26 protein-coding genes are annotated in these 22,525 nt (G+C 55.8%); 12 read left to right on the top strand and 14 right to left on the bottom strand.

All coding sequences use genetic code 11. The features are described 5' to 3' along the window. Positions 1-13 precede the first annotated feature (13 nt). A complete protein-coding gene (locus ACZ5M3_RS01095) occupies positions 14-1,282 on the top strand; it encodes an ATP-binding protein (RefSeq protein WP_464839884.1) in 1,269 nt (422 codons plus the stop codon). Here ACZ5M3_RS01095 and ACZ5M3_RS01090 read toward each other — a convergent pair whose 3' ends face one another. Then, positions 1,283-2,608 (bottom strand): TldD/PmbA family protein, encoded by a 1,326-nt coding sequence (locus tag ACZ5M3_RS01090; RefSeq protein ID WP_464841005.1) that lies wholly within the window; start codon positions 2,606-2,608, stop codon positions 1,283-1,285. It lies immediately after the preceding gene. Positions 2,609-2,618: 10 nt separating this feature from the next. Beyond that, entirely contained in the window at positions 2,619-3,986 is a 1,368-nt protein-coding gene (locus ACZ5M3_RS01085) for a metallopeptidase TldD-related protein (protein ID WP_464839883.1), read from the bottom strand. A gap of 129 nt (positions 3,987-4,115) precedes the next feature. Between ACZ5M3_RS01085 and ACZ5M3_RS01080 the strand changes: the two genes are divergently transcribed. Together ACZ5M3_RS01080 and cuyB are read left to right on the top strand one after the other, a co-directional pair. Continuing rightward, on the top strand, positions 4,116-4,460 hold the full coding sequence (locus ACZ5M3_RS01080) for a cupin domain-containing protein (protein WP_464841004.1): 345 nt from the start codon (positions 4,116-4,118) through the stop codon (positions 4,458-4,460). Between the two features lie 2 nt (positions 4,461-4,462). Then, the gene (gene cuyB / locus ACZ5M3_RS01075; protein ID WP_464839882.1) at positions 4,463-5,158 is read left to right on the top strand and encodes a cysteate racemase; all 696 of its coding nucleotides are present in this window, start codon (positions 4,463-4,465) and stop codon (positions 5,156-5,158) included. On the opposite strand, the gene corA is transcribed toward cuyB, so the two are convergent. After that, positions 5,155-6,144, bottom strand: coding sequence for a magnesium/cobalt transporter CorA (corA, locus tag ACZ5M3_RS01070; protein WP_464839881.1), 990 nt, complete (start codon positions 6,142-6,144; stop codon positions 5,155-5,157). The genes cuyB and corA overlap by 4 nt on opposite strands. 143 nt (positions 6,145-6,287) lie before the next feature. Here corA and ACZ5M3_RS01065 point away from each other — a divergent pair, with 143 nt between their 5' ends. Beyond that, positions 6,288-7,481, top strand: a complete 1,194-nt coding sequence (locus ACZ5M3_RS01065) for a redox-regulated ATPase YchF (RefSeq protein WP_464841003.1) — start codon at positions 6,288-6,290, stop codon at positions 7,479-7,481. A 4-nt stretch (positions 7,482-7,485) separates the two neighbouring features. Here ACZ5M3_RS01065 and cyaB read toward each other — a convergent pair whose 3' ends face one another. The 3 genes from cyaB to ACZ5M3_RS01050 are packed head-to-tail and all read right to left on the bottom strand — an operon-like array spanning position 7,486 to position 9,019. Beyond that, entirely contained in the window at positions 7,486-8,001 is a 516-nt protein-coding gene (cyaB, locus tag ACZ5M3_RS01060) for a class IV adenylate cyclase (RefSeq protein ID WP_464839880.1), read from the bottom strand. Then, on the bottom strand, positions 8,002-8,484 hold the full coding sequence (locus ACZ5M3_RS01055) for an Lrp/AsnC family transcriptional regulator (RefSeq protein WP_297090747.1): 483 nt from the start codon (positions 8,482-8,484) through the stop codon (positions 8,002-8,004). A 1-nt stretch (position 8,485) separates the two neighbouring features. Continuing rightward, positions 8,486-9,019 carry a UbiX family flavin prenyltransferase gene (locus tag ACZ5M3_RS01050; RefSeq protein WP_464839879.1) on the bottom strand — a complete coding sequence of 178 codons (534 nt, stop codon included), beginning with the start codon at positions 9,017-9,019 and terminating at the stop codon, positions 8,486-8,488. A 100-nt stretch (positions 9,020-9,119) separates the two neighbouring features. Here ACZ5M3_RS01050 and ACZ5M3_RS01045 point away from each other — a divergent pair, with 100 nt between their 5' ends. Further along, positions 9,120-9,923, top strand: a complete 804-nt coding sequence (locus ACZ5M3_RS01045) for a DNA integrity scanning protein DisA nucleotide-binding domain protein (RefSeq protein WP_464841002.1) — start codon at positions 9,120-9,122, stop codon at positions 9,921-9,923. Positions 9,924-10,055: 132 nt separating this feature from the next. On the opposite strand, the gene ACZ5M3_RS01040 is transcribed toward ACZ5M3_RS01045, so the two are convergent. The 4 genes from ACZ5M3_RS01040 to ACZ5M3_RS01025 all read right to left on the bottom strand — a co-directional run bounded on the left by ACZ5M3_RS01040 (position 10,056) and on the right by ACZ5M3_RS01025 (position 13,863). Further along, a complete protein-coding gene (locus ACZ5M3_RS01040; RefSeq protein ID WP_464839878.1) occupies positions 10,056-11,297 on the bottom strand; it encodes a sugar phosphate nucleotidyltransferase in 1,242 nt (413 codons plus the stop codon). 87 nt (positions 11,298-11,384) lie between these two features. Then, entirely contained in the window at positions 11,385-11,639 is a 255-nt protein-coding gene (locus tag ACZ5M3_RS01035; RefSeq protein WP_464839877.1) for a DNA-binding protein, read from the bottom strand. Positions 11,640-11,648: 9 nt separating this feature from the next. Beyond that, positions 11,649-13,625: a ferrous iron transport protein B gene (gene feoB / locus ACZ5M3_RS01030; protein ID WP_464839876.1), complete on the bottom strand. Its 1,977-nt coding sequence runs from the start codon at positions 13,623-13,625 to the stop codon at positions 11,649-11,651. 10 nt (positions 13,626-13,635) lie between these two features. Beyond that, a complete protein-coding gene (locus tag ACZ5M3_RS01025; RefSeq protein WP_464841001.1) occupies positions 13,636-13,863 on the bottom strand; it encodes a FeoA family protein in 228 nt (75 codons plus the stop codon). Between the two features lie 216 nt (positions 13,864-14,079). On the opposite strand from ACZ5M3_RS01025, the gene ACZ5M3_RS01020 reads away from it, so the two are divergent. The 3 genes from ACZ5M3_RS01020 to ACZ5M3_RS01010 are packed head-to-tail and all read left to right on the top strand — an operon-like array spanning position 14,080 to position 16,281. Further along, positions 14,080-14,442 carry a DUF4870 domain-containing protein gene (locus tag ACZ5M3_RS01020; RefSeq protein WP_464839875.1) on the top strand — a complete coding sequence of 121 codons (363 nt, stop codon included), beginning with the start codon at positions 14,080-14,082 and terminating at the stop codon, positions 14,440-14,442. Positions 14,443-14,479: 37 nt separating this feature from the next. Further along, a complete protein-coding gene (locus ACZ5M3_RS01015; RefSeq protein ID WP_464839874.1) occupies positions 14,480-15,274 on the top strand; it encodes a 7-cyano-7-deazaguanine synthase in 795 nt (264 codons plus the stop codon). After that, complete coding sequence (locus tag ACZ5M3_RS01010; protein WP_464839873.1) at positions 15,271-16,281, top strand: AIR synthase family protein; 1,011 nt, start codon at positions 15,271-15,273, stop codon at positions 16,279-16,281. Before ACZ5M3_RS01015 ends, ACZ5M3_RS01010 begins: the two co-directional genes overlap by 4 nt. Here the strand turns inward: ACZ5M3_RS01010 and ACZ5M3_RS01005 are convergent. Both ACZ5M3_RS01005 and pepQ read right to left on the bottom strand, forming a co-directional pair. Continuing rightward, complete coding sequence (locus ACZ5M3_RS01005) at positions 16,268-17,341, bottom strand: mRNA surveillance protein pelota (RefSeq protein WP_464839872.1); 1,074 nt, start codon at positions 17,339-17,341, stop codon at positions 16,268-16,270. The genes ACZ5M3_RS01010 and ACZ5M3_RS01005 overlap by 14 nt on opposite strands. Positions 17,342-17,396: 55 nt before the next feature. After that, positions 17,397-18,443 (bottom strand): Xaa-Pro dipeptidase PepQ, encoded by a 1,047-nt coding sequence (gene pepQ / locus ACZ5M3_RS01000; protein ID WP_464839871.1) that lies wholly within the window; start codon positions 18,441-18,443, stop codon positions 17,397-17,399. A 117-nt stretch (positions 18,444-18,560) separates the two neighbouring features. On the opposite strand from pepQ, the gene ACZ5M3_RS00995 reads away from it, so the two are divergent. The 4 genes from ACZ5M3_RS00995 to ACZ5M3_RS00980 all read left to right on the top strand — a co-directional run bounded on the left by ACZ5M3_RS00995 (position 18,561) and on the right by ACZ5M3_RS00980 (position 21,882). Beyond that, complete coding sequence (locus ACZ5M3_RS00995) at positions 18,561-19,229, top strand: HAD family hydrolase (protein WP_464839870.1); 669 nt, start codon at positions 18,561-18,563, stop codon at positions 19,227-19,229. 42 nt (positions 19,230-19,271) lie between these two features. Beyond that, on the top strand, positions 19,272-19,538 hold the full coding sequence (locus tag ACZ5M3_RS00990) for a 50S ribosomal protein L35ae (RefSeq protein WP_297090775.1): 267 nt from the start codon (positions 19,272-19,274) through the stop codon (positions 19,536-19,538). A 46-nt stretch (positions 19,539-19,584) separates the two neighbouring features. Beyond that, the gene (locus ACZ5M3_RS00985) at positions 19,585-20,721 is read left to right on the top strand and encodes a tRNA (guanine(10)-N(2))-dimethyltransferase (RefSeq protein ID WP_464839869.1); all 1,137 of its coding nucleotides are present in this window, start codon (positions 19,585-19,587) and stop codon (positions 20,719-20,721) included. A gap of 66 nt (positions 20,722-20,787) precedes the next feature. Next, positions 20,788-21,882 (top strand): VIT1/CCC1 transporter family protein, encoded by a 1,095-nt coding sequence (locus ACZ5M3_RS00980; RefSeq protein ID WP_464839868.1) that lies wholly within the window; start codon positions 20,788-20,790, stop codon positions 21,880-21,882. Here ACZ5M3_RS00980 and ACZ5M3_RS00975 read toward each other — a convergent pair. Next, complete coding sequence (locus ACZ5M3_RS00975; RefSeq protein WP_464839867.1) at positions 21,879-22,283, bottom strand: type II toxin-antitoxin system VapC family toxin; 405 nt, start codon at positions 22,281-22,283, stop codon at positions 21,879-21,881. The genes ACZ5M3_RS00980 and ACZ5M3_RS00975 overlap by 4 nt on opposite strands. Continuing rightward, positions 22,264-22,485 (bottom strand): type II toxin-antitoxin system VapB family antitoxin, encoded by a 222-nt coding sequence (gene vapB / locus ACZ5M3_RS00970; protein WP_464839866.1) that lies wholly within the window; start codon positions 22,483-22,485, stop codon positions 22,264-22,266. Before vapB ends, ACZ5M3_RS00975 begins: the two co-directional genes overlap by 20 nt. Positions 22,486-22,525 lie beyond the last annotated feature (40 nt).

Genomic DNA, 22,525 nt, shown 5'->3' with positions numbered 1-22,525 from the left:
TCATGTATAAAACATGATTGAACGAGCAACCTGGGTAGAGGTAATCTCGGACTATCTAGAGCTAAAGGTGGAATACACCAGGCGAGAGGTCGAGGTTAAGCTCCCTAAGAGCCGTGCCTTGGCGGTTGTTGGGCCCAGAAGAGCCGGAAAAACGTTCTTCCTCTTTCAGCTGTGGGACGAACTCGATCCAGAGCGGAGGAGGAGCCTCTACGTAAACTTCGAAGACCCGCGCCTCGTTGGGGCAACCGCTGAGGACTTAATGGAGATGCTGAGAAGTTATTATTCCCTTACATCCGTTCCCAAAGGCGAGAAACTCCTTTTTCTGCTTGATGAAGTCCAGGTGGTTGACGGCTGGGAGCGCTTCGTTCGCTACCTCCTCGACATGGAGCATAGGGTAATTCTGACGGGTTCCTCATCAAGGCTTCTCTCAAAGGAGATAGCGACCGTCCTGAGGGGAAGGGCTATAACCCTGAACCTCTACCCCCTCTCGCTCTCTGAAGTTCTGATGGTCAGGGGGCTTGAAAAAGTCCTCCCCGGCCTTGAGGCAAGGGGAAAGCTCCTAGGGGTCATTAGGGAGTGCCTCGAATGGGGCTCCTATCCCGAGGTGGTCTTCCAGCCAGAGCTCAGGCGCGAGATTCTGCGGGAGATACTTGACGTCACAATCTACCGCGATGTCGTCGAGAGATGGCGCGTTGACAACCTCAAAGCGCTGAGATTCCTCTTCAAACTCCTGGCTTCATCAAGCCACACGTCGGTAACCAAGCTACACTCCGCGATGAAAAGTTTGGGCATAGCGGTCGGAAAGCCAACACTGGCCAATTACGTAGAATACCTGAACGACGCCTTAGTGTTGTTCCCGCTCAGGGCCCACGTGAAGTCCGAAAAGAAGAAAGAACTCCTCGGCTTCAAGCCATACTTCGTTGACAACGGTCTTCTCAAGGTTCTCGGAGTTAGCGACCGCGGGAGACTCCTGGAGAACCTCATATTCACTGAGCTCCTCAAACGCGGCCTCACGCCAAATGAGGACTTCTTCTTCTACATAACCGGAAGTGGCAGAGAGGTTGACTTCATAATTCCGGGAGAAGAGCTGATACAGGTCTCGTGGAGGCTCCATCCAGAGAACAGGGAGAGGGAGCTGTCGGCACTTATTGAAGCCGCCTCTGAAACGGGGATCGGAGAGTTAACGGTGGTCACGTGGGAGAAAGGGAAGGACAAAAAGATCAAGCTCGGGGGGCGCGTTGTTGGGCTCCTGCCTGTGGAAGAATGGATAAAGAAAAGGTAGTCACTTCCCCGCTATCTTCACGTTCTCGAACTTGATGAAGGGCGTTATGATGGTGGTCATGAAGGGCATTACGGTCTGCTCCTTGGTTACCTCGGTGGCGCTCTTCAGCAGTTCATAGACGTTGCCGGCTATGAGGAAGACGCTCGCCCCCTTGACCTCCCCGTCCTCGATGAGGAAGGCAGGGTTTGCAGTCACCGCGAAGTTTCCGTTGTCGGGGTTGCTTGAATGCGCACCTTGGAAGCCGTCCACGAAGTAGCCGTGCTCGATTTCGGAGATCATGTCCTCCAGCGAGCGCTTGCCGTTCTCAATGACCATGCTGTGGAACCCGATGTTTATGCCGCCGGTTCTTGGATCCCTCTTCCCGTTCCCGGTGCTCTCGGTGCCGTAAACTTTGGCCCAGTAGTTGTCCCAGACGAAGCCCTTGAATGTCCCGTTCTCGATGAGGACGTTCTTTCTCGTCGGTACGCCCTCGCCGTCCGCTATGACGGGCTCGATGGCCAGCGGGTGGAACGGGTCATCGTACATCGTGAGCACGTCGCTGGCTATCTTTTCTCCGACCTTCCCTGCCAGCGGTGTAGTTTCCTTGACGAGCCTCTCACCGCTGAAGGCCGGGAAGAGGGCATAGCTGAAGAGGCCCGCTATCGCCCAGGGGCCGAGGATCACCGGCACTTCTTCGTTCCTGCTCCCCTTGACGGTGTACGCCCACTTGACCTTTTGAACTGCCCTCTCCACGACTCCCTCGACGTCGAGGTTTAAGTCCCTGCGCGCGTCGAAGTCGAAGATTCCCGGCGTTACGACGTCGCCCTTCCTGCCGACCAGCTCCAGGAACAGGAACGCCGCCCCGCCCTCCTGGAAGACATTTATCCCGTGGGAGTTGAGTATGTGTCTCTCCTCCCAAGAAACGCCGCCCTCGCCGCCTGCAACAATGACGTTCTCGTCCTTCTCGCGGGCGAGCTTTATTCCATGAACGAGCATCTCGACGAGTCTATCCGGCGAGGCCTCCTTAAGCTCGTGGTTGGGCCTTGGCTTCTCCCTGTACTTCCCCGGCTCCGGCAGGGAGACCCACTTCTCGTCCGGGGAATTGAGCCTGGCCATCTTTGCCGCCTGCTCTATCGCCTCCCTAATCTTTCCGGGTTCGTCGCTGTCGACTATGGCCAAACCGAGGCGCTTGCCCTTGATCCCGCGGATTATCGTTACCGCGCCGCTCCTCGTGGAGGCCATTGAAATCTCGTTGAGCTCGACGCTTGCGCTGACGTCCTTGGAGCGGTAAAGGGCAATCTCCAGCTCATCGAAAAACTTCTCGCCGTACCTTATGAGTTCCTCCATCTTCACCACCTCACCCGATGAGGATTCCTCCGTCAAAGCGCATGTGCGGGCCGCCCGAGCTGACGAAGGCCGTCTGTCCCTTGCCGCAGAAGCCGACCTCAAGGCCGAAGTCCTTGCCGACCGCGCTTATCTTCTTGAGCGCCTCGATGGCGACTCCGGTAATGGAGGTGTCCCTTATCGGCTCCGCTATCTCGCCGTTTCTGATCACGTAGCCCTCCTGAACGCCGACCTGGAAGGCGCTGTTGAGCTGGGCCTGGCCTCCCCTGAAGTCAACGACGTAGTAGCCGAACTTGATGTCCTCGATGAGCTCCTCGAAGGAGTGGTCGCCGGGTTCGAAGACAGTGTTCCTCATCCTGATTATCGGCGGGTAGCGGTAGCTCTCCGCCCTCGCGTGGCCGTTTGGAGCCATGCCCCACTTGTGGGCGTACTCGCGGTTGAGCATTATCTCCTTGAGGATGCCGTTCTCGATGATGCGTATGTCCCTCACAGGAACGCCCTCGTCGTCGTAGCGGTCGTTCCCAAAGCCACCCTCAACGTGGCGCTCGCTCATGGTGACGTACTCCGGGGCGATCTGCTTGCCGATGAGGTCCTTGAATGGCGAGTTTATCGTCAGGTCAGCCTCGGCGAGGTGGCCGAGCGCCTCGTGGGCGATGATGCCTACGACTATCGGGCCGGCGACAATCGGGAACTCTCCGCGCTTCGGGGCGACGCCCCTGAGCTGGCTGTGCATTTTTCTCAGCAGTCTCTCGGTGACCTTCTCGTTCGGCTCGTGGTCCGTCATGAGCTCCCAGCCGTAGTCGACCGCCCCAATGCTGTCCCTCGCCATCGCGAGCTTTCCGTCGGCCTTTCCGGTGACGTAGGTTCCCTGGTAGAGGTAGTTGTAGTCCCACTCTATCCTCGTCCCCTCGTTGGTGAGGAGTATCTTTTCGCCGCTTCCGTCCTCGTAGCGGATCTGGACGCTCTTAACGGCCCCATCTTCCTTCAAAAGCTTCTCAAGCTCCCGGAGGTGTTTGACCTTCTCCTCTATGTCAACGTCCCTCGGCTTGACCCTCATCCTGCTCTTCACGAAGTCCTCGACCGGCTTTATCTCGGCCAGCTCTATTTTCTCCTTCTTGGTCTCGGCGGCAGCTTTGGCCAGTTTGTAGGCTTCCTCGATCTTCCCCTCAAGGTTTGAGAGGTCGCTCGTCGAGGCGAACCCCCATGCTCCATCGGCCAGAACCCTTATCGCAACGCCCCTGTTCAGCTTCCCTGTAAAGCTGGTAAAAACGCCGTCTTTGAGGGCGAGTGTTGTTTTTTTCAGGTTCTCGTAGCGGAGCTCTATGTAGTCCGCTTTCAGGTTCTCCTCCGCCCATCGAAGGGCTTTCTCCAGTGCTTCCATGGTCACCACCGTTTCTATTTGTTCACTCGTGTCTCTGCATCTGGATATAAAAGTCTTTTGAGTGTTTCGATGGAGGTCGAAAGGATAAAGCTTTTCAACTCTGGGGGCTATCTATCCGGGGGATGCGGGATGAAGGCCGAAATCAAGAACCTCATAGACAGGGGAACTTATCGAAAGCTCCCGCTCTTCGAGGGGGAACTGCCCGAAGGCTCGTACGCCCAGATAGTTGAGGTCAAACCGGGACAGACAGTCAAAAAGCACTACCACCTTCACCAGTACGAGCTGTTCTACATAATGAGCGGCGAGGCGAGGCTCGGGATAGGCGAGACTGAGTACCTAGCGAAGCCCGGCGATATATTCCTCGTAAAGCCGAAAACAGTGCACTGGGTCGTCAACGAGAAAAACGAGCCCTTCAGGCTCTTTGTGGTGAAGCTGAACTATTACGGCGACGACTCCGTTTGGCTGGAGGAGTGAGGATGGAGAGGGTCATAGGCATCCTCGGGGGCATGGGCCCGCTGGCAACGGCGGAGCTCTTCAGGAGGATAGTTGAGAAAACGCCCGCAAAGAGGGATCAGGAGCATCCGAGGATAATCCTCTACAACAACCCGAAGATTCCCGACAGAACGGCCTTCATCCTCGGGAAGGGTGAAGACCCGAGGCCGGCCCTTGTCGAGGGTGCCAGAAAGCTCGAAAGCTGGGGGGCAGATTTTATAATAATGCCCTGCAACACAGCCCATTTCTTCGCGGAGGACATCCAGAGGGCGGTGGGAATTCCCCTTGTCAGCATGGTGGACGCAACCGCCGAGAGGATAGCCGGGATGGGCCTCAAAAAAGTCGGCCTCCTCGCGACCGACGGCACGATAAAGGGCATGGTGTACCACCGTTCCCTCCTGAAGAGGGGGATAGGAATCGCAGTCCCCGATGAAGAAGACCAGGAACTCGTCATGAAGGCGATATACGATGGTGTGAAGGCCGGAAATCTGGAGCTCGGGAGGGGGCTTCTCCTTGGGGTGGCGAAGAGGCTTCAGCTGCGGGTTGACGGGATAATAGCCGGCTGCACCGAGGTCAGCGTTGCACTGAGGCCCGGGGATCTAACCGTGCCCCTGGTTGACCCCCTCGATGTGATAGCCGAGAAGGCGGTAAGGCTCGCCCTCGGCCTTGAGGATTTCTAAATCCACCCCTTTCTCCTGAAGTAGATGAGCATCCCGAGGGCTATGACAAGCATCAGCAGGAGAACCAGGGGATAGCCGTATCTCCAGTAAAGTTCGGGCATGTACCTGAAGTTCATTCCGTAGAGACCGGTTATGAAGGTCAGCGGGATGAATATCGTCGAGACCACTGTTAAAATCCGGATTATGTCGTTGGTCTTCATCGAGATGGTCGAGTAGTAAAGCTCGACTAGGCTGTTGGCGAGCTCGCGCTGGCCTTCGAGTATCTCCAGAACCTCAAGAACGTGGTCGTGGAGCTCTTCAATGCAGCTCCGGGTTTCCCACTCAAAGAACTCCTTTCCCTCAAGCTGGAGCCTCCTGAAGGCCTCAAGCAGGGGAAAGATTGTGCGCCGCATGAAGAGTATCTCCCTTCTGAGGCCGTGTATCCTCCGGAGAACGCTTTCGTCGCCCCTTGAGAGCATCTGTGCCTCAAGCTCTTCCATTCTGGAGCTTATGCGCTCGATTATCGGCACGTAGTTTTCCACTATCGCCTCAAGGAGAGCGAACAGCAGGTAATCTGCCCCCCGATCCCGCAGAAGGCCCTCACCCTCACGGATGCTTTCCCTGATCTGGTCGAAAACATCGCCCGGCCTCTCCTGAACCGTCACCACCAGATTGTCCTTCAGCAGAAGCCCTATCCTCTCCCTCTTCAACCCGCCCTCTATCTCGTACACCTGATGGAGAAGAAGGAACAGGTAGTCCGGAAACACGAATACCCGGGCGCGGGAGCTTGCCCGCCTGAGGGTCTTCATCGGGCGCTCGTGGATCCCCAGGGCGTCCATCACCTCGGGGACGAGAGACAGCGTGTCAACGTTCACCCAGATGACATCGTAGCCTTCAACGTTAAGGGCTTCCTTTACGCTGGATACCTTCATGCTGACGAACCTGTCCTTTGAATAGGCGATGACGGTTATTCTGGGGGAGCCGGACTCACCGGTCATTTTTACCATCTCCTCCCTGGCGAGAATGGCCGCAGATGTTGGAGAAAACCCGCATGAGCTTCACCCAGGAGAAATAGGGCGGTTGGTGAATTATAGTTTTCGGAAACCGCAACCCCTTAAAACCCTCCCGCGAATTTAACCCGGTGGTGAGTATGGAGATAGGTGTCGTTGGAAAGCCAAACGTTGGGAAGTCAACCTTTTTTTCGGCGGCGACGCTTGTCGATGTCCAGATCGCAAATTACCCGTTCACGACGATAAACGCTAACGTCGGTGTTACCTACGCGATAGCTGAACATCCGTGTAAGGAGCTGGGCTGCACGCCGAACCCCCAGAACTACGAGTACAAGGACGGAAAGGCGCTGATACCGATAAAGATGATAGACGTTGCCGGCCTCGTCCCGGGCGCCCACGAGGGGAGGGGTCTCGGCAACAAGTTCCTCGATGACCTGAGGATGGCCTCCGCCCTGATACACGTCGTTGACGCCACCGGAAAGACTGGCGCAGAGGGACAGCCCACCGACCACCACGACCCGGTTGAGGACATTGAGTTCCTTGAAAGGGAGATAGACTACTGGATATACGGCATCCTGAGGAAGAACTGGGAGAAGTTCGCAAAGCGCATCAAGCTCCAGCACCTCAAGCTCGCCCAGGCCATAGCCGACCAGCTGACGGGAATAGGGGTCACTGAGGAGGACGCCTTTGAAGCGATACATAAGCTCGGCCTCGACAGCGACCCGACAAAGTGGAGCGATGAGGATCTCTTCGCCTTCGTCCGCGAGCTTAGGAGGGTGAACAAGCCCATAATCATAGCCGCCAACAAGGCTGACGCTGCTGCTGATGCCCAGATAGAGCGTCTGATACGGAAGGGGAGGAGCAGGGGGTACATAGTCGTCCCGACGAGTGCCGCCGCCGAGCTGACGCTGAGGAAGGCCGCGAAGGCAGGGTTCATAGACTACATCCCCGGTTCGAGTGACTTCAAGATCCTAAAGCCCATGAGTCCCAAGCAGGAAAAGGCCCTCCAGCTGATAAAGGAGAAGGTTCTCGACCGCTTCGGCTCCACCGGGGTGCAGGAGGTTATAAACAGGGCGACCTTTGAGCTGCTCAACCTGGTTCCCGTTTACCCCGTTGAGGACGAGCACAAGCTCACGGATCAGTTCGGCAACGTTCTGCCCCACGTTCATCTGCTTCCAAAGGGTTCAACGCCCCGCGACCTGGCCTACAAGGTGCACACAGACCTTGGAAGGACATTCCTCTACGCGGTCAACGCGAGAACCCACAGGCGCGTTGGAGAAGACTACGAGCTGGAGTTCAACGACATAATCAAGATAGTCGCGACGGCGCGTTGAGGTTCTATCCCTTTTTCTCAAGTTCCCTAATTAGCTCCTGATAGAGTCGGGGCTCAACGTCCTCCTCGGTTAGTCCGAGTTTTCTGGCGGTGTCCCATATCTTCCGCCTTGCCTCTGCAACATCGTCTGCGATAATCTCTATGTCGAGAAAGCCCCCCAAGTTCTCGACTTCGCTCAGCTCGAAGGTGACCTCCTCCAGACGATACACCAGGCGTCGCTTCCTGACCCACACGTCCTCCCTAAAGCCCAGGCGCTTCAGGATCTTGAGGGTTTTCTCAAAATCGGAGACCTCCACCTCTATCTCGTCGAACTCCTCGTTCCTCCCGGGGTCTGCTATGCGCTTGTATGTGAGAAAAGAGCGGTTGAGGTTGCTTATCCGCCTCACCCTGAGAAGTTCGGGAAGGGGGACGGAGAGGTAAACATCCTCCTGTATCTCTTCCCTCACGAACCTGGCTCCGATGGATTCTATCGCCCTTTTGGCCCTTTCGAAGTCGACGCGGAACTTGACCTCAATCTCCATTCAAACACCCACGAGGAAGCCCACGAGACCGTCGCCCTTGCTGAACTCATCCAGCACAAAGACGTCGACCCTCTTGAGCGTTGGAAGAACCCTGATTGTCTCGTCAACGAAGCGGTTGAGCTTTTCTGGGGTATCCTCACCGATGAGCGCCACTACTCCGTCCTTTCCGCTCCTGGCAACGGCCAGGACGTTGGGGAGCAGTGAGAGCGTCTTCATTATGTGGCGGATGTACCTCTCAAGGAAGTCCTCGATTATCGGGGTCTCTGCCTGGATGTAAACTATGGCGAGGCTCTTCGGCTGAAGGCTCTCCCCCAGAACGATGGTGTATTTATCGATTATGTTTCGCTCCTGGAGCTTTTTAATCCTGAAATGAATTGTAGACTCGGGCCGGTTTAGCCTATCGGCGATTTCCGAAATGGTTAACCTTGCATCCTCTTTCAGGATGCGGAGGATAGCTCTATCAAGGTCATCGAGCTGGACCATGTTAACTCCTCCATCGAGGGTATATCTCGTTCTCAATACCAAGAAGGTCTAAGATTTTTCCAATTATAAAGTTTACCATATCGTCCAAAGTTTTGGGCTTTGTGTAAAATCCTGGGGAAGCTGGCATAATTATCCCTCCAGCTTGTGTAACCCTTACCATGTTTTGGAGATGTATCAAGTTCAACGGCGTCTCTCTGACGAGCAGGATTAGTTTTCTGCGCTCTTTAAGTGCCACGTCGGCCGTTCTCGCTATCAGGTTGTCGGCGTATCCGTTCGCTATTGCGGAGAGGGTCTTCATTGAGCAGGGCGCTATGACCATGGCATCGAAGGGATTTGAGCCCGAGGCCACAGGGGCGAAGAGGTCTTCCTCCATGTAGTCCGGCCGAAAATCCACCCCTGTCTCGTGCCTCATAACGGCGAGGCCCGTTCTGGAGGCTATCGTGATGACCTCGTGACCAAGCTCCCCGAGAACCTGCACCAGGCGAAGGCCGTAGATGGAACCGCTCGCACCGGTGATTGCGACGACTATCCTCATCCCTCACACCAAAAAGCCTACGGCGGGTTATGTTTTAACGTTTTCTAAGGACGGTAGGTTTTTATACCCGCCGGAGTTATTTTATCAATGGTTGGTGGATATGGGAAAGGAGGTTCCCGATGTTCTGATAAACAGCGCCGTGGATGTTGTGAGGGCACTCAATGGCAAGGCCCTCGTTATTCTGGAAGATATTGAACCCGAGAGCGTCCCAGATGTGGACGTCACCGTTGTAATCGTTAGCTCATCCTTTGACGTGGAGAGCGAGAAAGTGAAGAGGGTCTCGATTCCCCAGAACCTCGACATAAACAACGTTCTCAACCTGATTTCCGCGTTTCTCCTTGAGCATGACGTACTCAGGGAAGGTGACTCCTTCGTTTACGTTACCCCCGAGCTGATAGGGATTAAGACCGTCAAAAAGAGCATATCTGCCATGAGGGGCTTCTTTGCTCAGAACCAGAACGTCCTCCAGAGACTTCTTGAGATAACGATAGAACTGAGCATCGAGGGCAGGGAAGGTGTTCCCGTTGGAACAATCTTCGTCATAGGAGACACGAGGCGGGTTCTCAGGCACTCCCATCAGCTCATACCAAACCCCTTCAAAGGCCACAGGGTAAACGTCCTTGACAGGAACAGCAAGGAGATAATAAAGGAGTTCGCCCAGCTCGACGGGGCCTTTATAGTTAGAGATGACGGCAGAATAGCCGCCGCGGGGAGGTACCTTGAGGTCGAACCGAAGGTGATAGACCTCATGCTCCCGCCGGGCCTTGGGAGCAGACACATAGCGGCTGCGGGCATAACACGGCTCACCAGGGCGATAGCCATAACCCTCTCGGAGAGCGGCACGATAAGGATATTCAAAAACGGGCTCATGCTCCTGGAGTATAACCCAAGGATAAGGTACTGATTAATCCCATTTTCCGTATCAGGATGTGCTTTCTCCTCCTGTATGGCCGGAGGTTATCGTTAACTTCCCACAACCAAGCAGGTCGGGGATAAAAGCGCAGTTGTCAAGGGTCGAGGAAATAGGAAAAGGGACTCAGAAGAGCCACTGGTTCTCTATACACTCGTCGCAGGGCGGCTTTTCTCCGGCTATGGCCTTGAACTTGGTGTAGATGCATTCGGGCAGGCCAAGCGGACAGCGTTCGGGAGTGACGCCGGGTCTGACCTTCGTCGGGTCGAGCTTTATCTTGAGATACGCCTCGTACTCCTCGACCTTCTTCCAGGGGAGTATCTTTGCCCCGTAGATGACCAGGTTGTCGTATATCCTCGCGTAGTCGCCGACGACGGCGTTCTCCTTGAGGATGACGTTCTTTCCAACGACGACACCCTCTCCGAGGATGCTGTCCTTTATCTCGGCGCGCTCCTTGACGATGTCGCTGCCAATGAGTATGGCACGCTTGAGGTATGCCTTCTCCTCCACCACAGTGTTCGGGCCGATGTAGGTGTAGGCCTTTATCTTGACACCGCGCCCGATCTTGGCCCCCTCGTCTATGTATGCCGGGCCCTGGATCTCCACGTCCTCAGGAACTTCGGCCCCCTCGGCTATCGTGTAGTAGCCGTTCTGTTTGGTTATCTCGTCCATGGCAAGCTGGTGGGCATAGAAGAGGTCGTCGGGGGTTCCAAGGTCAATCCAGTAGAATTCACGGGGTATCTTGTGGGCATAAACGGCACCCTGGCTCACGAACTTGGGCAGTACCTCCCTCTCGAAATAGACCTCCTTCCCGCGGGGTATGGCCTCCAGCACTTTCCTGTTGACGACGTATATTCCCGCATCAACGAGGTTTGTCTTGGGCCTCTTGGGCTTTTCTTCGAAGTGGGTTACCCTGTCCTCCTCGTCCACCTCGACGACTCCGTACTTTTCGGGGTCATACACCTTGGTCACGGCGACGGTTATCATGCCGTCGTTTTTCTTGTGGGCCTCTATCAGCTCCTCGAAGTTGAAGTTCGTGAATACGTCTCCGTAGATAACCAGGAAGTCATCGCTCACATACTCCTCAACGTTTTTGAGGGCGCCGCCGGTCTCAAGGGGCATGGGGTCGTTGACGAACTTGATGTCCTTGGGATAGTCGGCCATCCTCTCGTCTATGAACTCCCTTATCTCGCCGCGCATGTAGTGAACCGAGAGGATCACCTCATCGATTTCCGGTATCTTCTCCAGGCTCTCAAGGAGGTACTGGAGGTTGGGTTTTCCAAGAACTGGGATCATGGGCTTTGGTCTGGTCGATGAGAGCGGCCTTAACCTGGTCCCAAAACCGCCAGCAAGAATAACAGCTTTCATGGTATCACCATTTAACATTCCGGGGGGAAACTTATATATTTTACGGCCATTAAATATGCCCAGCGATGGACTGGAAGGACGGGGAGTTCATTTCTGTCCATTAATCCTAAAGTCCGCCACGGTGTACACCTTTCCCTTGAACCTGAAACACGACCCGGGGCAGACGCTGCTGAGGGGACAGCTCTCGCAGGCCGAACTCCCGGACTCTACCCGCTCGATGTAGCCCAGGCTCTCCAGGATTTTCAGGGCCCCCTCCACCTCCTCCAGAGGTACTGAGAGCTCCCGGGATATCTCGTCGATGCTCTTTCCGGCTTTTATGAGTTCGAGTATCCTCTCGAGCATCTCCCCACCTCAGTACCCCAAAGCCGTTCCGACGTTCCAGACTAAAATCCCCACGATGCTCGCCAGGGCTATCATGTAGACAACGGTAAAGGCCGCCCATTTCCAGTTGCTCTCGGCTCTTATGGCCCCTATCGTTGCTATGCACGGTATATAGAGCGTAGTGACGAGCGCCAGCACGAACGCCTGAAGGGGAGTCATGGCGTTTACTATCTCGCCGACGCTGCCGTAGATTATGCCGTAGGTTGAGATGACGTTCTCCTTGGCTATGATTCCAAAGAGCAAGCTAACCGCGGCCTTCCAGTCCAGCCCCATGAGCCTCATGTACGGTTCAAAGAGGGTTCCCAGCCTCTCCGCGTAGCTTCCTCCCGTTCCTATTTCAACCGGGTAGGCACTGAGATACCAGATGGCAATCGAGCCGAGCAGGATAATCGTTCCGGCTTTCTTGATGAATTCCTTGCTCCTCTCCCACGAGTGGAGCGCTACTGTCTTCCACGATGGTATCAGGTACTCCGGCAGTTCAATTATGAATGGACTCTCCTCACCTTTCACCACGAACCTGCTCAGGAGCCACGCTACCAGCAGCGCCAGAAGTATGGCAACCGCATATATGCTCACCGCCACGAGCGCTTGATTGCTCGCAAAGAATGCCCCGGCAAGGAAGCTTATGACGCTCAGTCTCGCGGAGCATGGTATGAGGGGGTTGACCAGCATGGTCACTATCCTGTCCCTCTCGTCGTCGAGGGTCCTCGTTGACATGACCGCGGGAACGTTGCAGCCGAAGGCGAGCACCAGGGGAATGAAGCTCTTCCCGGGAAGGCCGAACTTCCTCATGATGCGCTCCATGACCACTGCCGCTCTCGCCATGTACCCGACGTCCTCCAGGACCGACATGGAGAGGAACAGCAGGAAGACGAGAGGGAAAAAGCTGAGGACTGACCCAACACCCGCTATTATTCCATCGACTATCAGGCCGCGCAGTGCTTCGTTGGCAATGTGGGGAGCCAGCCACCGGCCAAAGGCCACGAAGCCGTCGTCCAGCATCCCCTGGAGGGGCAGCCCAATGGCAAAGACGAATTTGAAAATAACGTAGAACACTCCAAACAGTGCGAAGAGACCGTAGATCGGATGGGTCAGGAACCTGTCCAGCTGATCGCTGAAGGTCTCGCCCCCTTCGTGGGAGTACCTGACGAACCTGTGCATGAGGCCGTCTATGAACTCGTACTTCTGGCTGGCTATTATGAGGTCCATCGCTCTCTTATAGCGCTCCTCGACCTCCGCGATGTGCCCCATAATCTCGTCGAGCTTTTCCCTTCCGAGATGGCGGAGAACGAGCTTTATCACGCCGTCGTCCCTCTGGAGGAGCTTCACCGCCAGCCAGCGGAGGTTGTAATGGTCGGCCAGTTTTGTATCCCTGAGAACCGTGGTTATGTGTTCAATTTCCCTCTCGACCTCCGGGTCGTATCTCGGCACAACCGGATTTGTCCGAAGCTCCCCTGCGGCCATTCTGTGGATGCTCTCCTTGAGCCCCTCCAGACCCACCCCTTCCTTTGCGTTCAGGGGAACTACCGGAACCCCGAGGAGCTCCTCCATCTTCTTCACGTTTATCTCAATTCCCCTCTTCTCGGCGAGGTCGGTCTTGTTCAGGGCTATGATGACGTTCTTCAGCCCCATCTCAAGTATCTCCATCGTTAGAAAGAGGTTCCTCATTAGTGCGGTGGCGTCAACGACGTTAACAACCACGTCGGCGCTCCCCTTGAGGAGAAAATCTCTGGCGACCAGCTCATCAACTGAGTGAGCGGTGAGCGAGTATATCCCGGGCAGGTCAACCACCAGGAACTTCTCTCCCCTGTATTCCAGTATGCCCTCCTTTTTCTCAACGGTCACTCCGGGCCAGTTGCCCACGTGCTGCCGCATCCCGGTCAGCGAATTGAAGATCGTGGTTTTTCCCACGTTGGGGTTTCCTGCGAGTGCGACGACTTTCATCATGGGGAACACCTCAGAGCTTCCTCACCAGGACTTTGCTCGCAAGTCCCTTACCTATGGCAAACCTCACGCCACCGACGGAGATTATTATTGGTCCCGTGGGATGGGATTCGAGCACCTGAATCGTTGCCCCGGGGGTTAGGCCCATGGAGACCAGCCTCTGCCGGGCGCTGTGTCCGCCGAGGATATCCACAACGATTCCCTTCTCACCGGGACTCATGCCGCTTAAAGGTACAACCATGAGCATCACCGTTAGGCTCTCCTAATTCGATATTCCAATCCCTCGACAACCTTAAAAAGCTTTGGTGAGCCTAACAAAACTCAGGGGTTCGAAATCAGAAAGTTTCCGGTTCAGAGAACTTTCCGTTTTGCTCCCCGGAGGGACATCTTAAACTTTGGAAAGGTATTTAAGGAGTTGGACAAAATACAATTAATTGAGTTTCGGAGGTGTGTTTACATGGAAGAGATTCCACCCGAAGAGCCCAAGAAGACTTCCCTGGGGATGGACGAGAACATCGAGGGACTGCTCGCCTATCTCATCGGCGCCCTGACGGGAATAATCTTCCTGCTGCTTGAGAAGGAGAGCGATTTCGTCCGTTTCCACGCGATGCAGTCGACCATAACCTTCATCAGCATTTGGGTGCTCCAGATGGTCTTCAGGTTCATTCCCTTCATCGGCGGTTTGATCTCATGGCTCCTCGGGCTTCTGGGATTCGTCCTGTGGATAGTGGGAATGCTCAAGGCCTACCAGGGCGAGCGCTATAAGTTTCCGTTCTTCGGTGATCTCGCCGAGCAGTGGGTCGGCAAGGTCAACGTCTGAGGCTTAGATTTTTAAGCCTCCCCGGTTACTTTTCCCCATGATCGAGAGGGTCATCGAGGACATCAGAGAGTTCTCAGAGGAGAGGGGTCTCTATGAGAGACGAATCCTCGTCCTCTTTTCGGGAGGAAAGGACAGCAGTTTAGCCCTGTACCTCCTGAAGGAGGTGGGACTTAACGTATCGGCACTGACCTTCTTCCACCGCTGGAGCTGGAGGGAAACCCTCAACTGGGCGATGGGTTTTACCAAAAAACTCGGAGTCGAGCACTACCTCGTCGATGTTACCGACGGGCTTCTTCGCGAGGCGGCCGGAAGAAAGGGGCCGATCTGCATAAACTGCAAGAAGGTCATGCTCTGGAACGCCAGGTGGTTCGCCCTCAACAACGGCTTTGAGGTCCTTGCCAAGGGCGATAACGCCAACGACAAGATAATAGGTGCTTTGCTCGACCAGTGCGAGGGTGACATACGGCTGTGCGGACTCCCGAAGATCGGCGTGCCCTTCTTCAGGCCCCTCATAAAGTACACCGCCGAAGAGGTCGAGGCCATCGCTGAGGAGGCCGGGATACGGCCGTACCGCATGTACGAACACGCGAGGAGGAGGCAGTGGCGCGAGGGCTGCCCGCTCCAGTACATCGACAAGGAAAGAACGGTCACCCCGGAGCTCATGGACCTTGCCTACAGGGCAAACTACGAGATAAGCAAACTCGCCCGCCGGAGGAGGGTTCGCATGAGCGTCCGCGTTCCGAGCTTTGAAATAATGTGCTGGGACTGCGATGAGGAGACTCTTGGTGAGGCAAGGGAGATCATTTCGAGGTTAGTGGGGGATAAAGGATGAAGCTCCCCCCTGGAAAGCTGAGGAACGACGTCCTGAGGGACGTTGTGTTTTCCAATCTCGGAGTGGAGGATGTAAGGGTAGTCTACGGGCCCAGGGAGGGCTTTGACGCCGCTGTCCTTGAATACGACCACGAGCACTACCTGATAGTCGCCACAGACCCCGTTCTGGGCGTTCCCGGTGAGACCTTCGGGTTCTTTGCGTACCACTTCGCGGCGAGCGATGTTGCCGTTTTCGGGGCCAGGCCGAGGTGGCTCGCTGTTGATATACTCCTTCCCCCCGGAAGCGAGAAGGGCTTTCTCGAAAAGACGATGCGCGACCTGAACACCGAATGCAGGAAGTACGGGAGCTCGATAATTGGAGGCCACACCGGAGTGTATCCGTCGGTCTCCGAACCGACGGCGACAACGGCCGCCTTTGGGATTGTGAGAAAAGAGGACCTGAGGATACCTCTGGCAGAGCCAGGAGATAGGATAGTGGTTACGGGGAAAGTCGGCCTTGAGTTTGCGGTCTCGGCGGCATATTTCCGCGAGAAAGAACTGGGGAAGCTCCTGAGCTTCAGGGAAATATCCAGGCTCAGGAGGTCGTTCAGGTTTGAAACCGTCGTCCCGGAGGCTCTCGCGGCCAGACCCTTCGCAAGGGGCATGCACGACGCCACCGAGGGGGGTCTAACAGCCCTCCACGAGATAGCAGATAACTCCGGGGTCGGGTTCAGAGTCAACGCCGGGAAGCTCCGTCTTGATCCGGTGGTGAGGAAAGTCCTCGACTTCTACGGCATTGAGCCCTGGAGCGTTTCCTCGACAGGCACGCTGATAGCCATAGTGCCGCCAGAAAAATCTAATTCACTAATTACAGAATTACAGAAAAATGGAATCCCTGCCTTCGAGATCGGTGAGTTCACGGCGGACAAAAAGCGGATTTTAATTGAAAACGGGGAAGAAAGGGAGTTTCCGGCGTTTAAGAGCGACCCCTACGCGGGGCTGTACGGTAAAGAGCTCACTTCACCCTGAACCTCAGCAGCGCCGCCAGGCCGCCCAGGGCTTTCAGCTTGTCCCCGCCCTCGTGCTCCGAGCTTACCACGACCACCTCGCCGCGGGAGTAGCGAACCGCGTCCATGAGCTCCTCGATTTTCTCCCTGTGCTCTCCCTTCAGGAGTTCGTCGAGAACCAGGAGCGTCTCAACGGCCCCGTAGTTGACCGCTTCTTCCACCTCCCTGAGACCGTAGGCAGCCAGGCCGTTGTTCCTGGCCACGTTTTCAAGCACCTTTTCGACGAGCTGAACCTCTTTGGCAACCCTGTTCTCGTGGTAGACCTTGTCAACCGTTCCGCGCTTGATGACCTCGTAGATGCCCGTCCTTCCAGTTACGCTCGTGTCCTCGATGACCACCTTCCTGGCCAGCTCTGGATAGTTCTCGCGCAGGAACTTGTAGAAGTCCTCCTTGACGAAGCCGGGGCCGGCCACTATTGCCCTCTCTATGCCCTCACGGCTGATTATCTCCTCCATGCTCCTGGCGACGTCGTGGAAGAATTTCTTCTCCTCGCTCTCGCGGTTGGTGCTGTACCTCTTCCCGCCGAGGTTGTAGCGTATGCCCTTCAGTATCTCGACGCCGTACTCCCTGATTATCGCCATGTCCGCCTCGCCGTCGTCTATGACGACTATCATCACGCGCGCCCTCTTGGAGGCCTCGACGGCTTCCTTCAGCCTTTCAATGTGGTGCTCCTTCCAGCGGGGCTTCTGGATGGTTACCACCGTGCCCTCCTCTATCGCTATGGTGTGGTACTTGCCGAGGGGGACGTCGTCCCTGCTGGCGTAGACTATCGGCCCGGTAACGCGCACCTGGTTGGCGAACTTGTGGAAGTTTATCTTCTCCGCCCTGACTCCGAGGAAAACGGGGATGACCTCGACCTTCTCTGCCCTCAGGGAGTCGCTCCTCTGGCTCTGCTTTCTAAGGGTCTTCGCATAGACGGTATCCCCCGGGTCTATGATGTGGTAGAGGTGCCAGAGGTCATCGAGGGTCTCTGCCTTGACCTTTATCTTGCCCTCCTTGACGTCCTGGTGAATTATCTGCACTCTCCCACCCCCGAGAAAAGTTAGCCGATGACCTTTAAAATGTTGTTAGAGGGGATTAAATGAGCTCCCTCTCGGTCTTTGTGAGCCTCAGTGCACCGTTCTCTGTGATGAGGACGGTGTCCTCTATTCTCACCCCCCCGAATTTGGGGATGTAGATGCCTGGCTCGATGGTTATCACCATCCCCGGCCTGAGCTCCGTATCGTCCTGCTGGCTCACGCGGGGCCACTCGTGTATCTGCAGGCCGACGCCGTGCCCGGTGGAGTGTATGAAGTGGTCGCCGTAGCCGTATTCCTTAATGACGTCCCTGACGATGGTGTCCAGCTCCTTCGCCGTCATGCCAGGTCTGGCTGCCTCAACCCCCTTTCTCTGGGCCTCAAGGACAGCGTAGTAGATGTCCTTCTGCTTCTCGTTGGGGCTGCCCACGACTATAGTCCTGGTCGTGTCGGAGTGGTAGTGCCTGTAAAGCGCCCCCTCGTCGATGACGACTAGATCGCCCTTCTCTATCCTCTTATCGCTGGCAACCCCATGGGGCAAGGCAGAGCGCCATCCGCTCGCTATTATCGTATCGAAAGCCGGCTTCTCGGCGCCGTTCATCTTCATGACGTACTCCATCTGGGCCGCTATCTCCCTCTCACGCTTGCCCTCACTTATCTCCTCAAGCGCCGCCATCATGGCCATGTCCGCTATCTCGCAGGCGGCCTTTATCACGTCAATCTCTTCGGGCGTCTTGATGATCCTGAGTTCTTTGATGACGTCGTCAACCACGAAGAAGTCCTCCACCCCCGCCTTTTCCCTGAGAGTCTGAACGGTGGAGAAGCTGGTCTTCCCTTCGATGCCAAGCCTTGTGGGCTTGAACCCCTTGAGCCTTTCGTAGAGTTCACTACCCGTCTTGAATTTGTCCACGGGAACCTTCGATGTCTCCCTAGCCTCCTCGTATTCGAGTTCAGGGACTATGAACAGGGCATCATCAGCGGTAACAACGAGGTAACCTCCGAGAACGGGAGAGCTTCCAGTGAAGTAGAAGAGGTTTTCCCTTCCGGTTATCAGAGCCGCATCAAGTTCCTTTTCCGCGATGAATTCCTGGAGCCTTTTAATCCTCATCTGGCAACCACCCGCTCTCTGTAATCCCGCCTCCAATAAAACCCTTTCGGGCAACAGGGCAGAGCTCGTGGATGGGGTGCTGAAAAAGTTATAACCCCCTCGGTGATACATTATGGCATGGTGACGTATCTCTTCGATTTCGACGGGACGCTCGTCGACAGCACGGGGGCCGTTGAAAAGTCCCTGAGGATAGCCATTGAAAAGACCGTTCCCGCTGTCATAGAGAGTGATCTCTATGAGGAGTACTACAAGGCCCTTTTCCTCTTCATCAAGGGCAAGCTGACCTACCGGTATCTGGGCGTGATACACGAGCTGGTCGCCCAGGGAACGATACACGAGTACTATAAGCTCATGCCGAAATACATCAAGGACTTTCCCCACGCGAGAAGGGTCGTCAGGGAGCTCAGAAGACGGGGACGACGTGTGATAAGCTTTTCTGGAGAGCATACGTATCCCGGGGGGAAGGTCATCTTCATGAAAAAGACAGGCTGGTACGACGAGTTTGATGAGGTAATAACGTTCAAGGGAACCAAAGACATGCTCAAGAAATTCGAGAACCTGCGCGAGCTCTATCCCGAGGAGCCGTTCGTATGGGTGGACGATAGTCCGGGCAGGTTCACGTACATTCTTGATGAAAACACACTCCTTGTCCAGAAGGCTTCCCCATACAAGAGCGACGTGGCTCTGCTCTTTGAGAGGCAGAACTTTCTGAAGATACGAAGCATCCGGGAAGTGCTGGAAATAGACGATGGCCTATCAGAATTCGTGGAAAGGGATAAAACTTAAAAATACCAGCCAGCGAACCCCCATTCGGTGGAGGTGAGGACGATGGCCAGGGGAAAGGCTCTCGTCCTTGCCTACGCCGGAACTCACGAACACCAGGACAACCACCACATGATCCTGAAGCCGCTCGGCATCGACGACAGGAACGCGGCCTCAAGGCTCATAGGCAGGAAGGTCGTCTGGACGACCCCGACAGGCAGGAAGATGTACGGCAAAATCCTCAGGACGCACGGCAACAGGGGCGAGGTGAAGGCCTACTTCAAGCCCGGCCTGCCCGGTCAGGCGCTTGGTGACTACGTCGAGATTCTCTGAGCGCAACCCTTTAAACCTCCCAACCTTTTCTTTCTCCGGTGGGAGAATGGAGTTTGTTGAAGTGCGCGAGGGCCTTGCAAAAATCCTTGTCCCAAAGGCGGAGAGGATATACGACGCCCCCGTCTTCTACAACCCCATAATGGCCTTAAACCGGGACATAAGCGTCTTAGCCCTCGGAGTGCTCAAACCGGGGACTGTTCTTGACGCCCTCTCTGCCACAGGGATCAGGGGCATCCGCTACGCCCTCGAAACCCCTGCCGAGGAGGTCTGGCTCAACGACATAAACCCCGACGCCTTCAACCTGATCCTGAAGAACGTCCGGCTGAACCTCGGTCTTGAGGGTAAACCTCTCGGCGAGAAGCGCGTGGCCTTCGAGGGTGAGAAGAGGGTCGTGGCCAACCTCGACGACGCCAACAGACTCATGGCCGAGAGGTTCAGGTACTTCGACTTCCTTGACCTCGACCCCTTCGGTTCGCCGGTGGAGTTCCTCGACACTGCCCTGCGGAGCGTGAAGAGGAGGGGCGTTTTGGCGGTCACCGCCACCGACACGGGAGTTCTCTGCGGCGCCTACAGGCACGCCTGCCGCAGGAAGTACCTCGCCGAGCCGATAAGGGGCGAGCTCTGCCACGAGGCCGGGCTGAGGATCCTTATAGGGACCGTCGTCAGGTACGCGGCCAAGTACGACCTCGGCGTCGAGGTTCTCCTCGCCTACTACCGCGACCACTACTTCCGCGCCTTTCTCAGACTAAAAAGCGGTGCGAGGAAGGCTGATGAGAGCCTCTCAAACCTCGGCTACCTCCGGCAGAACGCCAACGGCCGTTTCGAGTATGAAACGGCATTTCTCCCGGAAAAGCCTTCGGCCTACGGCCCGCTGTGGCTCGGCCCCCTCAAGACCCAAGAATTCGTTGACGAGATGTTGAACCTGGCCGGTGCTCATCCCATCTCCCACAGAAAGACGCTCCCATTCCTGGAGACCCTCGCGGGAGAGCTGGACATCCCCTTCCACTACGACACTCACGCCCTTGCTAGGAGGAACAGCCTTCAGGTCGGGAAGCTCGCGGGGATTATCGAGGCGCTCCGTGAAAGGGGCTACCGTGCCACGAGAACGCACTTCTCCCCGATGGCCGTTAAAACCGATGCTCCGTTTGAGGAGGTTCTTGAGGTTCTGAAGTCCCTTCAATGAGTTTTAGCTTCGAACTTTTCGATATGTATTTAACTTATCCCCGTGTGATTTTTAGGGGGTGAGTGAATGGACGAGATGATAAGGCTCGCCAGGGACTTTTATAAAGACGAGTACGCCGACTCGGTTCTCTATGCTCAGCTGGCCAGGATAGAGAAGGATGAGGAGATAAAGAAGGAATTTCTGAGGCTTTCAAATATAGAATCAAAGCACGCCAAGTTCTGGCACGACTTCATAAAGCGGCACGGGGGGGAGGTGCCAAGGCCATCAATCAAGAGGCTCACGATATTCAGCGTCAAGCTACTCAGGAGGATACTCGGGCCGGGTTCGGTCGCTTCGCTCCTTGAGATGGGCGAAAACAGTGCGATACAGAAGTACTTCAGGTACCTAACCACCTACGCCGACCGCTTCTCTGCGGAGGAAATGGTGGAGATAAAGGAGGTCATACTCGACGAGCTTGAGCACGAGAAGTTCTTCTACGAGAGCAAGGAGCGCTTCCACGTAGAGAACACGAGGGATCTGGTCCTTGGAATGAACGATGGGTTGGTCGAGATCCTCGGTGCCGTCACGGGCCTCTCGGCGGTTTATCCCAACAGCCCCCAGCTCGTTGGAATCAGCGGTCTAATCGTTGGCGTTGCCGGGGCGCTTTCCATGGCGATAGGAACCTTCGTCTCCGTTCGCTCCCAGAGGCAGATCAAGGAGTCCATCCGGGACAGGATGGAGGTTCTCTTCAGGGTCTCGCCGGAAAGGGCCGCAGAGGAGCTGATCGAGAAGCTTGTTGAGGGAGGAATGCCAGAGGAAGTCGCCAGGGACGTCGCGAAGGAGCTAGCCGACAACAGCGAGGCCATAATGGGGCTCCTCCTGCCGGAGGCGGAGGAGAACGAGATAAGGGCGGCGCTTTACACGGGACTTTCTTACCTGGCGGGGGTCGCGTTCCCAGTCACGCCATACTTCCTCGCTTCCAGCTCGCTGATGGCGCTTCCCTTTTCGATACTGCTGGCCGGTTCGGCCCTCGCGATAGTGGCGACACTGATCTCCCTCCTCTCGGGAATCTCCATCAGGAAGAAGGTCGCGGAAATGGTTGCCACGGGCCTGGGTGCAGCTTTCCTCAGCTACCTCTTCGGCCGGCTCATGGAGGTGCTCTTCAACGTCTCGGCGCTTTAGAGGTAGATGACCTCAACGCCGAGCCTCTTTGCTATTTTTCCCTGTTTCTCGTCGCTCGTAGCCAGAGAACCGTACTTGAGGGCCTGGGCTATGTAGAGGGCATCGTAGACTGTTACTCCCTTATCCACGGAGATTTCCCTCGCCGTTTTTAGATATCTCACGGGATTCTCAAAGAGTACGACGCTGGAGAGCATGTCGATGACCGGACAGCGTTTCTCAAACTCCTCCCGGCTTATTCGATTGTACAGGGCGTGATGCTTCCACAACGCGTTTGAGACCTCTGCCAGAGCGTATTCCAGGGAAATCAGCTCGTTTTGAAGGAAGTTCTCAACCCCCTCCCATCCGGGCTCTAAAAGAACGTATCTGGCCAGGGAGGAGGCATCAATTACTATCACGGTCATCCCTCACGTACTTCGTTGCAGTCCCCTTCTCCGCAGGGGTACCTCCAACGAGGAGTTCACGCATTCTCCGGAGCGTTTTCTCCTTCTCCTCCTCCCGAATCCTCCGCTCTATAAAACGTCTTATCTCCTCGCTCCAGTTCACATCTAGCTCCTTCATCTTGGCCTTGAGCTCGTCGGGAATACGGACGCTTATAACTGCCATACGACCACCGTTTACACAATCGTCATACAGAGATATAAAC

This window comes from Thermococcus coalescens (assembly GCF_055392585.1).
Note: the sequence above shows the minus strand (reverse complement) of the source record. Positions and strands in the feature narration are given on the sequence as shown.